We start from the raw sequence: 12,178 nt of genomic DNA on the forward strand, positions 1-12,178 counted from the left end.
GTCCGGGTTTTGTAGGTGTTATTCGGTCAGATCCTGCCCGAAAGAGCAGCAACCTCCTAGGACTTCGCCCCGTCCTACCGGGTGACCGCAGACCATGAGGGGGACAGAGGGGGAAATGTGTACGAAATAGTCCGCCGCCACCTGGGGAAGGTGGTGGCAGGGGCGGCCATGGCGGTGACGGGAACCGCCGTCGCCGTGGCGATCAGCCTGCCGGGACAGGCAGGGGCGAACGGGGCCGCCGGAACCGGAGGGGCCATCGGCATCGCCGGAGCAGCCGGCACGAGGGCAGGGGGAGGCCCGGACGGCGCCTCCCCGCAGGGGGAGGCGGACGCACGGGCCGCGGGCTCCGCGCCGCAGCCGGCCACCGTGGCCCCGCCCCCGGCCGAGGGGGCCAAGGGCGTCGGCAGCGACCCGCTCACCGACGACGAGCTCGCACGGGCCGAGGCACTGGCGCTGACCCCGCCCGCCGCCTCCGCCCAGCACGACGTCACGGGCGGCCGGGGCCCGCAGCGCCTCGGCACCCGACTCGCCGACCCGCTGCCCGGCGACGCGTCGCGCCGCGCCGAGGTCCGCCTCTACGACTACGGGCGGGACGAGCTCATCACCGAGACCGTCAACCTCGACACCGGCAAGGTCGAGAAGTCCGGCACGCAGCGCGGGGTCCAGCCCTCCGCCCACCCCGACGAGCTCCGTGAGGCGCTCGAACTGATCCTCGCCAGTCCGCTCGGCAAGGGCGTCAAGGAGGACTACGAGGACGCCACCGGCAAGGAGCTCACCTCCAGCCGGCAGCTGTGGTTCAACGGCGACGTCTACCGCACCTACCGCGAGAGGAACGTGCCCGCGCAGCTCGCCCGTTGCGGGGAGCACCGGTGCGTCCGGCTCGTCACCAAGGTCCTCAACGGGGCCTGGATCGACACCCGGAACCTGATCGTCGACCTCTCCGCCAGGACCGTCACCCGCGTCGGCTGACCACCGCCGCACCGGTCCCCGGCCCCACGACACGTACGAGGGAGTACGTCCGCATGTCCATGCAGCTCGACCCGCGCACCCGCAAGCGGGGCGCCGTCCTGGCCGCCGCCGTCCTGCTCGGCACCGCCACGGCCGCCGCGGGCCCCGCGACCGCCGCGCCCGCCCCGCCGGCCCCGACCTCGCCCACCACGCCCGACTGCTCGGTCGCGTACCGCATCACCCAGAAGCTCGACGGCGGCACCACCTGGCGCATGTGCTGGCGCTACGACACCGACGCCGGGCTCACGCTCGACAAGATCACCTACCAGCCGCCCGGCGCCGCCGCCCCCATCAGGGTCCTCGACAGCGCCCGGCTCGCCCAGATCCACGTGCCCTACGACGACGGCGGCGCCGAGTACGACGACCTCACCGGCGCCGGCTTCGGCTACGGCCTGCAGAACCTCAAGCCGGCCGAATGCCCCGGCGGCACCCTCACCACCGTCAAGGTGACCGACGTCGGCAACGTCAAGGGCCTGTGCACCACCACGCGCGCGCGTGGACACGCGTACCGCATGGCCAGCGACGGCGGCACCAAGGTCTGGCAGGCCCAGGCCAAGGACCTGCTCGTCTACACCGTCAACAAGGTCGGCTGGTACGAGTACATCACCGAGTGGCGCTTCACCGCCGACGGCACCATCGGCGCCAACGTCGGGGCCACCGGCAGCCTCTCGCCCGTCGACTACAACGCCACCGACGGCCGCGGCTGGCCCCTCGGCAAGGGCGCCAAGGGCTACGCCACCAGCCACGCCCACAACGTCTTCTGGAAGCTCGACTTCGGCCTCGACGGCTCCACCAAGGACCGGATCGAGCAGTTCGACTCGGCCGTCACCGCGCCCACCGGCGGCGGCGGACCCACGGTGAAGACCACGAAGACCGTCGTCACCAAGGAACTCGCCGGAGACGCGAAGAACATGCGCTGGTGGCGGGTGGTCAGCGGCACCGGCAAGAACGCCGACGGCCACGCCCGCTCGTACGAGATCGTGCCCGGCCACACCGACACGCACGCGGGCCGCGGCTTCACCAAGCACGGCGTCTACTTCACCCAGTCCCGCGCCTGCGAGAAGTTCGCGAGCAACAACATCGGCAACTGCGGGCAGGGCGCCCCGGACAGCGTGGACAAATGGGTCAACGGTGAGACCCTGACCAAACCGTCCGTGTGGGTCAACATCGGGTTCCACCACATCGCCCGGGACGAGGACCAGCAGCCGATGCCCGTCCACTGGCAGGGCTTCCAGCTCGTGCCCAGGGACGTAACCGCTATGAATCCGCTCACTCCGGCAGATCTCGCCTCCCAGAACGGGCAGCCCGATCTGGGGAGTTGAGGAAGCAGCCTGACGATCCTGCTGCACCGCCCTCCGCTCGCGGAGTACCCTTCCTTGATCGTTGTCACATGGTCATCCAGTCCGCCGGAACGGGTGTCCGGGAGCAGAAGGCGGTGCGCGGGTGAGCTCGGGAGGTCTGGAGCTTCCCCCAGGGGACGCGGGTCACGAGGGGGGCCCGGCCGACCCCGCGGAGGCGCCGCCCGGAACGGTCGCGCCGCCGGGCTCGGCCGTCCCGCCGGGCGTCGTCCTGCCGCCGGGCGCGGGCACCCCGCCCGGCACGGTCACGGTCGGCCGGCCGGTGGAGATAGGCGCGGAGCTCGACTGGGACGCCGAGGCCTGGGGCGAGGTCCGCACCCGGGCCCAGCGCGCGGGCCGCGCCTACATCTGGCTCAACCTCGTCGAACAGCGGCTGCGGGCCGTGGTCGCCGCCGTCCTGCGGCCCGTGTACGAACCGGTGCACGGCGAGGAGTGGGTGGTGGCCGCCGCCGGACCGGCCGGCCAGGAATGGGTCCAGCGGGCGGTCGCCGTCCGCGAGGTCTCCCGGCGCAAGGGCTACCTCCTCGACCCGGCCGACGACAACGTCCTGAGCTTCCTGACGCTCCCGCAGCTGCGGGAGCTGATGGTGCAGCACTGGCCGTGCTTCGAGCCCTACTTCGACGACCGGCGCGAGGTCGAGCTCGCCCTCGACGAGCTGGAGGTCACGCGGAACGTGGTCTCCCGCAACCGGGCCCTCTCGCTGACCGTCCTCGCCCAGTCCGAGCGGGCCTCCGCCCGCATCCTGGAGATCCTCGGCAGCGGCGCCGGAGTGCCCTCCGCCGACCGGCTGCCCGTGGACGCGGTCGAGGACCTCGTCGGCGACCGGTACGCGGACGTCGTCTCCGTCCACCCCGACCGGGTCCGGCTCCAGCGGCAGCTGCCCGCCGAGGACCTCTTCGGCGGGGCCCGCCGCCTCGACGCCACCGGCATAGGCCTCAATCTGCTCGTGCAGAACTTCTCCGGCCGCCGCATGGTCCGCCTCGCCGAGTCCGGCTGCCGCACCCGCCTCCTCTTCCTCAACCCGGCGAGCAGCGCCGTCAAGCGCCGCGAGCGCGAACTCGGCCTGAAGAAGGGGGAGCTGAGCCGCTCGGTCGAGATGAACATCCTGCACATGCGACGGGTCCGCTCGAAACTGCGCGACCCGGGCGCCTTCCAGATCCACGTCTTCGACGAGACCCCCCGCTTCACCGCCTACCTGGTGGACGGCGACGGGCCCGACGGGGTGGGCGTCGTCCAGTCGTACCTGCGCCGGGCCCGGGGCATGGAGGCCCCCGTCCTCGTCCTGCGCGGCGGCGGACGGAACGTCGTCCGGCACGGGCAGTCCGCCCGTGACGGAGATCACGGACTCTTCGAGACGTACCGGGAGGAATTCGAGTCGGTCTGGCTCGACTCCCGGCCCGTCTCCTGACCCCCTCCGGCGCATCCGGAGGGGGCAGCGGGGGACGTTGTCAGTGGCGCGTGCGAGGGTGGTGAACACCACGGGGGAGATCACGTAAGGAGGACCCGATGGCTTGGCATGGGGAACCGCTGGTCGGCTTCGACCTGGAGACGACCGGCACCGACCCGCTGGAGGCCCGTATCGTCACGGCCTCGATCATCGAGGTCGGCGGCGGGGGGCAGGTCGGGAGCCGACGGGACTGGCTCGCCGACCCGGGCGTCCCCATCCCGGAGGAGGCCTCCGCGATCCACGGCATCAGCACCGAGCGCGCGGCCGCCGAGGGCCGCCCGGCCCGCGAGGTCGCCGACGAGATCGCGAAGATCCTCGCCGCGTACTGGGAGGACGGCGTCCCGGTCGTCGCGTACAACGCCTCCTTCGACCTCACGCTCCTCGCCGCCGAGCTGCGCCGCCACGGGCTGCCCTCCCTGGAGGAGCGGCTCGGCGGGACGGCCATCGGCCCGGTCGTCGACCCGTACACCATCGACCGGGCCGTCGACCGCTACCGGCGCGGCAAGCGGAACCTGGAAGCCGTCTGCGGGGAGTACGGCGTGGTCCTCGAAGCCGCGCACGAGGCCGCCGCCGACGCGCTCGCCGCCGTCCGGGTCGCCATCGCGATAGCCGAGCGGCACCCCCAGGTGGCCGCCCTGAACCCGGCCGAACTGCACGAGCGGCAGATCGGCTGGTACCGGGCCTGGGCCGAGAACTTCCAGGACTTCCTGCGCCGCAAGGGCGACGCGGAGGCGGTCGTCGACTCCACGTGGCCCCTGCGGTCGGCGGTCACGGTGGCCGGCTAGGAGTTCTCCTTCAGGAAGGAGAGCAGCAGCTCGTTGAGCTTCTCCGGCTGGTCCAGCTGGAGCCAGTGGCCCGCGTCCTCGACCCGCTCGTAGCGCCAGGACCCGGCGACGTACTCGCCCGTCCCGGACATCGAGCGCTCGGTGAGGAAACGGTCTCCGGTCGACCAGACGCCCATCACGGGGACCGACTCGGGCAGCGGCACCGCCGGCGGCTCGGGGCCGAACTGGACCTCCGCCGTCAGGCCCGCGCGGTAGACGTTCAGCGCGGCCGTCAGCGCGCCCGGCGCGCGCAGCTGCTCGATCACGGCCTCCGCGTCCGGGTGCTCGCCCAGCATGTCCCGCAGGTTGGCGAAGCCGTCCCGCGTCAGCCAGTCCTCGGCCACCCCGGCCAGCTGGAACAGCAGCATGTACCAGGAGCGCTGCTTCTGCTCCCAGCCCGCCGACCGGATCGCCGCCAGATGGCCCACGGACAGGATGCTCAGGCTCCGCACCTTCTCCGGGAAGAACTGGGTCACGGCCTGCGCGATGCCCGAACCCCAGTCGTGGCCCACCAGATGGACCCGGTCGAGGCCGAGGCGCGCCAGGAGCTCGACCAGGTCGCCGACGTGCTTGCCCGGGTGGAACGCCTCCGGGCCGCCCTCGGGACGGTCGGAGGCGCCGAAGCCCCGCAGGGTGGGGGCGACGGTGGTGAAACCGGCCGCGTTCAGCGCCGCGACCTGGTGGCGCCACAGGTGGTGGCTGTCGGGGAAGCCGTGCACGAGCAGTACGGCCGGTCCCTCCCCGCTCACCTCGACGTCGAGGGTCACCTCGGACAGTTCGACTCGCATCCCAACACCCCGTTCGCTACCGGCCGGTTCGACGGGCACCATGATGTCAGAACGGGTACCAGCGGACCTCGGGGTCGCCGTCCCGCAGCGAGGCCACCCGCCGCTCGAACTCGGCGAGCGCCTTCGGGTTCGAGGGCGCGTGCTGCGCCACCCACGCGCAGCTCGCGGTCTCCCGCGCCCCGCGCAGCACCGCGCACCCCTCCCACTCCCGCACGTCCCAGCCGTACGCCTCGGTGAAGGCCTCGTACGCCGCCGGGTCCAGGCCGTACCGGTCCCGGGAGAGGGCGAGGACCACGAGGTCGTGCTCCCGCAGGTCCGAGGAGAAGGTCTCCAGGTCCACCAGGACCGGCCCTTCGGGCCCGACGTGGACGTTGCGGGGGAGGGCGTCCCCGTGGATCGGGCCCGGGGCCAGGTGCGGGGTGAGCGCGGCCGCCGCCGGGGCGAAGGAGTCGCGCCGCTCCCGCAGGAACGCCGCGTCCGCCGGATCGATCGCGTCCCCCGCGAGCCGCAGCCACCGCTCGACTCCGCCGAGCAGCTCACGGCGCGGGAGGGCGAACCCCGCCGGCTCCGGCAGCGCGTGGACGGCCCGCAGCAGCGGGGCCAGATCACGGGGCTCCGTGGGCCGCACCGCCTCCGGCAGCCGGTGCCAGAGGGTGACGGGATGCCCGTCCACCAGGCGCGGCTTCTCCTCGGCCGCCCGGACCGCCGGGACACCGGCGTCTTCCAGCCAGGACGCCAGCGCGAGTTCCCGCCCGGCCCGCTCGAACAGCTCCGCGTCCCGGCCGACCTTCACCACCAGACCGCCCACCGCGAAGACCGCGTTCTCGCCCAGGGCCAGCAGCCGCGCCTCCGCGACCGGCAGCCCCGCGCCGTCCAGGATCTCCCGTGCCCGCGCCTCGTCCATCGACCTCTCCCTCACCGGTGTCTTCGCGCCAAAGTCTCCCATCCGCGCAGCTCCCGGTCCTCGCCCGCTATCGGCGCAGATGACGGATTCGCCATTACGAAACCTTGTTGAATAAGTCACAGATGGGTGAAGGGTCTTCTCCGGGCCCCCTCCATCGGACAGGGTTCGAACCGGCCACCGTGCCGCCCCCCACGAGGCGCGGTGGCCGCCCTAGATTGGGATCATGACGAAGACATACGCGGCCCTGCTCCGCGGCATCAACGTGAGCGGTCGACGCAGGGTCCCCATGGCGGAGCTCCGCGCCCTCCTCGAAGGCCTCGGGCACACGGACGTCCGCACCTACCTCCAGAGCGGGAACGCCGTCTTCGCCACCGACTCCGGCGCCGGCGAGGAAGAGCTCAGGACCACCCTGGAGGACGCGATCGAGGAGCGCTTCGGCTTCCGCGTCGACTGCCTCGTCCGCGACGGCGGCTACCTCGCCGCCGTCGCCGACGCCTGCCCCTTCCCGGCCGCCGAACTGGAGGGCAGGCAGCTCCACGCCATCTACTACTCCGAGCCCGCCGACCCCGAGCGCTTCGCCGCCATCGACCGCGAGGCCCACCTCCCCGAGGACTTCGCCCTCGGCGACCGCGTGCTCTACCTCTACACCCCCGAGGGCCTCGGGAACTCCAAGCTCGGCGAGGCGGTCTCCCGCCCGTCCGTCGTGAAGGGCCTCGTCGCCACCGGCCGGAACTGGAACACCGTGGTCAGGCTCGTCGAGATGACACGGGAGCACTGACCCCGAAGTGGCCCAGTCGGGAGATCTCCGAATGGCCCGTGGCAGCGGGCCAACTCCCCACTAGATTCATACCCATGACGAGCACCGAGACCACGAACCGCCCCAGCGTCGACTTCTACTTCGACCCCGCCTGCCCCTTCGCCTGGATAACCTCCCGCTGGATCCTGGAGGTCGAGCGCCACCGGGACATCGACCTCCGCTTCAAGGTCATGAGCCTGTACTTCCACAACGAGGGCAACGAACTCCCCGACTGGTACCGCGAGCTCGTCGACGCCTCCATCGGCCCGGTCCGGGTCGCCGCCGCGGCCGCCGAGAAGTACGGCGACGAGATCCTGAGCCCGCTCTACACGGCGTACGGCACCCGCATCCACGAGCAGAAGAACAAGGACTTCGACGCGGTCGTCGCCGAGTCCCTGGCCGAGCTCGGACTCCCCGCCGAACTCGCCGCCGCCGCCCACGACCCGGCCTACGACGAGGCCGTCCGCCGCAGCCACGACGCGGGCAAGGACCCCGAGGCCGAGGGGTACGTCGGCACCCCCACGATCCACGTCGACGGCACCGTCTGGTTCGGCCCCGTCCTGCGCGCCATCCCGCGAGGCGAGAAGGCCGCCGAACTCTTCGACAGCTTCCGCGTCCTCGCCTCCCACCCCGACCTCTTCGAGATCAAGCGCACCCGCACCGGCGGCCTCGACTTCAGCTGACCGGGCCCCTGTCGCGAAAGTTCAAGACCCGGCGCCCGGCCGCTCCGTACCGTCGACGGCATGAACGAGATCCACACCCACCTCACCGTCTGCGCCGCCGAAGCGAGCCGGGTCGCCCGCGGCGTCACCGCCGAACAGCTCGGCACCCCGTCCGTCTGCGCCGACTGGACGGTCCGCGAACTCGCCAACCACCTGGTCCTCTACTCGGCCCACGGCCTCGAACACCGCGCCCTGCGCACCCAGCTCCCCGAGGAGACCGTCCAGCGGGACTTCGCCACCGAGGACGGCTGGGCCGAGGCGTACGCCGCCCAGCTCGACCGGGCCCTGGCCGCCTGGGAGAAGCCGGAGGCCTGGGAGGGGGACGTCGACATGGGCGGCAGCGCCCTGCCGGCCACCGAGATCGCCGCCATGCTCGTCGAGGAACTCGCCCTGCACGGCTGGGACCTGGCCCGCTCCACCGGACAGGACTTCACCCTCCCCGAGGGGACGGCGGTCTTCCTCCTCGACGTGGTCGGGCGGTACGCGGAGATGTACCGCCAGTACGAGGGCTTCGCCACGGCCGTCGACGTACCGGACGACGCCCCGGCGCTCGACCGGGCGCTGGCGATGAGCGGGCGGAACCCGAAGGACTAGGCGGTCCGGGCGACCGGCCGGGCCGCCGCCTCGTACCGCTCCAGGAGCAGACGGGCCAGTTCGGGGGAGGGACCCAGGACGTCCGCGAGGACGTCGGCACCGGCCGCGCCCGCCGCGATGCGGTCCGGGAGGCGGCCCGGGGCGATGACGTACGGGGCGACGGCCACCCGGTGGACGCCCGGGTCCGTGCGCAGGGTGCGGACCGCGTCCTCCGTGCGGGGAAGGCCCCCGGCAGTCACAGCGGAGGCGAACGCGGGCCGCACGGAGCACCAACCGGTGCGCCGCAGCTCCCGCGCCGTTTCTGCGATCACCGCGATCGCCTCCGGGTCTGTGGAGCCCGCCGAGGCCAGGACGACCCCGGTCGTGGGCTTGTCGGCGGGCGTGAGGCCCGCCTCGTACAACCGCCGCTCCACCGCCGCGATCAGCAGCGGCGAGGGGCCGAGGACCTCCGCCTGGCGGACGGCCAGGGACGGGGGAGCCTGGCGCAGCACGGCGGGGATGTCGGCCTTCGCGTGGAAGGCCCGGGTGAGGAGCAGCGGCAGCGCCACGACCTCCCGCACCCCGTCCGCCGCGAGCCGGTCGAGGACGCCCGGCACCGACGGCAGGTTGAAGTCCAGGAACGCCGTCTCCACCCGCAGCCCCGGCCGCAGCGCACCGGCCCGGCGCACCAGCGCCTGGACGGTCGCCGCGTGCCGCGGGTCGCGGCTGCCGTGGGCGATCACGAGGAGGACAGGGCGGTTCATGGTCAGGCCTTCGTGAGCAGGCCGCGGCGGCGCAGGACCGCGCGCTCCAGCGGACTGAAGATGAGCAGGTCGATGGCGATGCCGACGATCAGGATCAGGATGATCGCCAGGAAGATCCCGGCCATGTCGATGTTGTTGCGACCGTTCTCCAGGAGCTGGCCGAGGCCGAGGCCCAGGTCCGGCGAGGAGGCGATGATCTCCGCGGCCATCAGCGAGCGCCAGGAGAACGCCCAGCCCTGCTTGAGACCGGCCAGGTAGCCGGGGAGCGCGGCCGGCATCACGATGTGCCAGGCGCCCTTGAGGCCCGTCGCGCCGAGCGTCTGGCCCGCCCGCAGGAAGAGCGGCGGGACCTGGTCGACGCCGGCGACGAGGCCGTTGGCGATCGACGGGACGGCGCCCAGCAGGATCACCGCGTACATCATGCTGTCGTTGAGGCCGAGCCACAGGACGGCGGGCGCCACCCAGGCCACCGAGGGCAGCGACTGGAGGCCCGCGAGGATCGGGCCGATCGCCGCGCGCACGAACTTCACGCGGGAGACGAGCAGACCCAGCGGGGTGCCGATGGCGAGCGCCAGGAGGAAGCCGAAGAGGGCCCGGGAGATGCTGGTCCAGAGGACCTGGAGGAGCGTGCCCTCCAGCCACATCGCGGTCAGGCTGTCCCACACCGCGGACGGGGCGGGCAGCTTGTAGTCGTCCGTCACCTTCAGGGTGACGAGCAGCTGCCAGACCACCAGGACGAGCACGACGGCGACGACCGGCGGCAGCACCTTCTTGACCAGCACCTGGCGGACCGGGAGCCGCGAGACGTTCACGGTGTCGAGGGCGTCCAGGCCCGCTTCGAGACCGGCCAGGTCGTCGGTGTTCGGGCTGATGTCAGTGCTGGCCATGACGGCGGATCTCCCCACGCAGGTGCTCGGTGATCTCGAGGGACAGCTCCGCGACGGCGGCGTCCTCGATGCGGCGCGGCTGAGGGATGTCGATCTTCCACTCGTGCGCGATCCGGCCGGGCCGGGACGAGAGGAGGACGACGCGCTCGGCCAGCCGCACGGCCTCGCGCACGTTGTGGGTGACGAAGAGCACCGACAGCTTCGTCTCCCGCCAGATCCGGGTCAGCTCGTCGTGCAGCACGTCCCGGGTGATGGCGTCGAGCGCGGCGAACGGCTCGTCCATCAGGAGCAGGTCGCTGTCCTGGGCGAGCGCGCGGGCCAGCGCGACCCGCTGGCGCATGCCGCCGGACAGCTCGTGGACCCGCTTGTCGTACGAGCCGCCGAGCCGGACGAGGTCGAGCAGCCGCTCGGCCTCCCCGCGCCGCTCGGCCTTGGCCACCCCGCGCAGCCGCAGGGCCAGTTCGATGTTCTTGCCCGCGGTGAGCCACGGGAAGAGGGCGTGCTCCTGGAACATCAGGGCCGGCCGGCCGCCGGGGGTCTCGATGGACCCCGCGGACGGCCGGTCGAGCCCGGCGACCAGGTTGAGCAGCGTGGACTTGCCGCAGCCCGAGGCGCCCAGGAGGGTGACGAACTCGCCGGGGGCGACATCGAGCGTGATGTCGTCGAGGACGAGCTGCCCGCCGGCGGGTCCGCCGAAGGACTTGGAGACGTGCTCGATGCGGGCGGCATGGGTCACCGCCGCACGGTCCTCGGCCTTGGCGAGCGTCGTGGTCGTGGCCATGGTCGTCACCTCCTGGGTTTCAGCTGCGGGCTGTTACTTCGCGCCGAGACCGGCGTCGGAGACCTCGGGCTGACCCGCGGCCTTCAGGACCTTGTTGAGCGGCTTCAGGTCGTAGATGCCGGACAGCTCGGGCTGCTTCAGGAGACCGGCCTTCACCGCGTGGTCGGCCTGGGTCTGCAGGGTGGCCGCCAGCGGGTCGTTGGTGAACTGGATGGACGGCCACGCGGCGTCGATCACCTTCGCGCCCAGCGCCTTGCCCGAGAGGGCCTTCAGCTTGGCGTTGGCCGAGGCCTTCGCCTTGTCCTGGTTGGCGTTGATCCACTCGTTGGTCTTCACCGAGCCGCGCAGGAACGCCTCGACGACGTCCGGGTGCTCCTTCAGGAACTTCTGCGACACGATGATGTTCGTGATGACGAACTTCTTGTCCGGCCACAGGTCGGACTCGTTGAGCAGCACCTTCGCGCCCTCGCTGACCAGCTTCGACGCGGTCGGCTCGGGTACCCAGGCGCCGTCGATGGCGCCGGAGGAGTAGGCGTTCGGGGTGACCTTGTTGTCCGTGCGGACCACGGAGACGTCGCCCTTGCCGCTCTGGGCGTCGACCTTCCAGCCCTTCTCGGAGATCCAGTTGAGGAAGGCCACGTCCTGCGTGTTGCCGAGCTGCGGGGTGGCGATCTTCTTGCCCTTGAGGTCGTCCGGGGTCTTGATCTTCGCCGGGTTCACCACGAGCTTCACGCCGCCGGAGGCCGCGCCGCCGACGATGCGGAGGTTGGTGCCCTTGGTCTTGACGTAGCCGTTGATGGACGGCGAGGGGCCGATGAAGCCGATGTCGATGGAGCCGGCGTTCAGCGCCTCGATCTCGGACGGGCCCGCGTTGAAGGTGGTGGGGACCAGCTTGGTGCCGCCCAGCTCCTTCTGGAGGATGCCCTCCTGGTCACCGACGAGCGCAGTGGCGTGCGTGAGGTTGGGGAAGTACCCGAGCCGTACGGTGTCGGCGGAGAGCTTCTCGCCCTCGGCGGCCGCCTTCTTCGGGGCGTCGTCCTTCGCGGCCTCGGAGCCGTAGCCGCAGGAGGCGAGCGCGCCGATCAGCAGCGGCAGGGCGGCAGCGGCGGCGAGGCCGCGGCGCAGGGTGGTACGGGTGGTGGCAGGCACGGGTGGAGTTCCCCTCGATTCGACTTCTCAGCGAAGTCTGCGTCTATGTCTTTCGGGGTGGAGCAGGTGGTGCGGGTGGAGCCGGTTCGCACCGCACACGCGGTACGTCGAGGTCAGCACGCACATCGCGCGACACCTCCCATGCCCGCGCCGAGGGCGCCGGAGCCGACCCGGCCG

The 12,178-nt window shown here is 72.1% G+C and carries 13 protein-coding genes; 7 read left to right on the forward strand and 6 right to left on the reverse strand.

All coding sequences use genetic code 11. From position 1 onward, the window contains the following. Positions 1 to 117: 117 nt before the first annotated feature. The 4 genes from ACH4TP_RS09905 (at position 118) to ACH4TP_RS09920 (ending at position 4,598) form a co-directional block, all read left to right on the forward strand. Positions 118 to 969, forward strand: coding sequence for a Tat pathway signal sequence domain protein (locus ACH4TP_RS09905; protein ID WP_398436910.1), 852 nt, complete (start codon positions 118 to 120; stop codon positions 967 to 969). 53 nt (positions 970 to 1,022) lie between these two features. Further along, complete coding sequence (locus tag ACH4TP_RS09910; RefSeq protein ID WP_389227060.1) at positions 1,023 to 2,330, forward strand: copper amine oxidase; 1,308 nt, start codon at positions 1,023 to 1,025, stop codon at positions 2,328 to 2,330. A 121-nt stretch (positions 2,331 to 2,451) separates the two neighbouring features. Then, the gene (locus ACH4TP_RS09915) at positions 2,452 to 3,774 is read left to right on the forward strand and encodes an SAV2148 family HEPN domain-containing protein (protein WP_389227063.1); all 1,323 of its coding nucleotides are present in this window, start codon (positions 2,452 to 2,454) and stop codon (positions 3,772 to 3,774) included. Between the two features lie 98 nt (positions 3,775 to 3,872). Continuing rightward, complete coding sequence (locus tag ACH4TP_RS09920; protein WP_398185591.1) at positions 3,873 to 4,598, forward strand: 3'-5' exonuclease; 726 nt, start codon at positions 3,873 to 3,875, stop codon at positions 4,596 to 4,598. Here ACH4TP_RS09920 and ACH4TP_RS09925 read toward each other — a convergent pair. Both ACH4TP_RS09925 and ACH4TP_RS09930 read right to left on the reverse strand, forming a co-directional pair. Continuing rightward, positions 4,595 to 5,425, reverse strand: coding sequence for an alpha/beta fold hydrolase (locus ACH4TP_RS09925; protein ID WP_398436912.1), 831 nt, complete (start codon positions 5,423 to 5,425; stop codon positions 4,595 to 4,597). The genes ACH4TP_RS09920 and ACH4TP_RS09925 overlap by 4 nt on opposite strands. Positions 5,426 to 5,471: 46 nt before the next feature. Then, positions 5,472 to 6,329 carry a phosphotransferase enzyme family protein gene (locus ACH4TP_RS09930; protein ID WP_398436914.1) on the reverse strand — a complete coding sequence of 286 codons (858 nt, stop codon included), beginning with the start codon at positions 6,327 to 6,329 and terminating at the stop codon, positions 5,472 to 5,474. Positions 6,330 to 6,552: 223 nt separating this feature from the next. Between ACH4TP_RS09930 and ACH4TP_RS09935 the strand changes: the two genes are divergently transcribed. The 3 genes from ACH4TP_RS09935 (at position 6,553) to ACH4TP_RS09945 (ending at position 8,441) form a co-directional block, all read left to right on the forward strand. Then, positions 6,553 to 7,107, forward strand: coding sequence for a DUF1697 domain-containing protein (locus ACH4TP_RS09935; protein WP_398436916.1), 555 nt, complete (start codon positions 6,553 to 6,555; stop codon positions 7,105 to 7,107). A gap of 74 nt (positions 7,108 to 7,181) precedes the next feature. Beyond that, positions 7,182 to 7,808, forward strand: coding sequence for a DsbA family protein (locus tag ACH4TP_RS09940; protein ID WP_398436918.1), 627 nt, complete (start codon positions 7,182 to 7,184; stop codon positions 7,806 to 7,808). Positions 7,809 to 7,868: 60 nt separating this feature from the next. After that, the gene (locus ACH4TP_RS09945; protein WP_398185575.1) at positions 7,869 to 8,441 is read left to right on the forward strand and encodes a TIGR03086 family metal-binding protein; all 573 of its coding nucleotides are present in this window, start codon (positions 7,869 to 7,871) and stop codon (positions 8,439 to 8,441) included. Here ACH4TP_RS09945 and ACH4TP_RS09950 read toward each other — a convergent pair. Genes ACH4TP_RS09950 through ACH4TP_RS09965 form a run of 4 tightly spaced genes read right to left on the reverse strand, consistent with a single transcriptional unit; the run spans position 8,438 to position 12,001 of the window. After that, positions 8,438 to 9,184 (reverse strand): sirohydrochlorin chelatase, encoded by a 747-nt coding sequence (locus ACH4TP_RS09950; protein WP_398185572.1) that lies wholly within the window; start codon positions 9,182 to 9,184, stop codon positions 8,438 to 8,440. The two genes, ACH4TP_RS09945 and ACH4TP_RS09950, sit on opposite strands and share 4 nt — an antisense overlap. 2 nt (positions 9,185 to 9,186) lie before the next feature. Continuing rightward, entirely contained in the window at positions 9,187 to 10,071 is an 885-nt protein-coding gene (locus ACH4TP_RS09955; RefSeq protein ID WP_389227088.1) for an ABC transporter permease, read from the reverse strand. After that, entirely contained in the window at positions 10,058 to 10,852 is a 795-nt protein-coding gene (locus ACH4TP_RS09960; protein WP_389227091.1) for an ABC transporter ATP-binding protein, read from the reverse strand. The genes ACH4TP_RS09955 and ACH4TP_RS09960 overlap by 14 nt, the downstream gene beginning before the upstream one ends. 33 nt (positions 10,853 to 10,885) lie before the next feature. Next, on the reverse strand, positions 10,886 to 12,001 hold the full coding sequence (locus ACH4TP_RS09965) for an aliphatic sulfonate ABC transporter substrate-binding protein (RefSeq protein WP_389227094.1): 1,116 nt from the start codon (positions 11,999 to 12,001) through the stop codon (positions 10,886 to 10,888). Between the last annotated feature and the right edge of the window lie 177 nt (positions 12,002 to 12,178).

The organism is Streptomyces sp. NPDC021012, from assembly GCF_044333355.1.
Taxonomy (GTDB): domain Bacteria; phylum Actinomycetota; class Actinomycetes; order Streptomycetales; family Streptomycetaceae; genus Streptomyces.

What these genes read in the sequence shown, in the direction of transcription:
- ACH4TP_RS09935 (WP_398436916.1), top strand. Translation starts at nt 6,553, where the DNA reads ATGACGAAGACATACGCGGCCCTGCTCCGCGGCATCAACGTGAGCGGT.
- ACH4TP_RS09950 (WP_398185572.1), bottom strand. Translation starts at nt 9,184, where the DNA reads ATGAACCGCCCTGTCCTCCTCGTGATCGCCCACGGCAGCCGCGACCCG.
- ACH4TP_RS09960 (WP_389227091.1), bottom strand. Translation starts at nt 10,852, where the DNA reads ATGGCCACGACCACGACGCTCGCCAAGGCCGAGGACCGTGCGGCGGTG.
- ACH4TP_RS09955 (WP_389227088.1), bottom strand. Translation starts at nt 10,071, where the DNA reads ATGGCCAGCACTGACATCAGCCCGAACACCGACGACCTGGCCGGTCTC.
- ACH4TP_RS09910 (WP_389227060.1), top strand. Translation starts at nt 1,023, where the DNA reads ATGTCCATGCAGCTCGACCCGCGCACCCGCAAGCGGGGCGCCGTCCTG.
- ACH4TP_RS09930 (WP_398436914.1), bottom strand. Translation starts at nt 6,329, where the DNA reads ATGGACGAGGCGCGGGCACGGGAGATCCTGGACGGCGCGGGGCTGCCG.
- ACH4TP_RS09925 (WP_398436912.1), bottom strand. Translation starts at nt 5,425, where the DNA reads ATGCGAGTCGAACTGTCCGAGGTGACCCTCGACGTCGAGGTGAGCGGG.
- ACH4TP_RS09940 (WP_398436918.1), top strand. Translation starts at nt 7,182, where the DNA reads ATGACGAGCACCGAGACCACGAACCGCCCCAGCGTCGACTTCTACTTC.
- ACH4TP_RS09920 (WP_398185591.1), top strand. Translation starts at nt 3,873, where the DNA reads ATGGCTTGGCATGGGGAACCGCTGGTCGGCTTCGACCTGGAGACGACC.
- ACH4TP_RS09945 (WP_398185575.1), top strand. Translation starts at nt 7,869, where the DNA reads ATGAACGAGATCCACACCCACCTCACCGTCTGCGCCGCCGAAGCGAGC.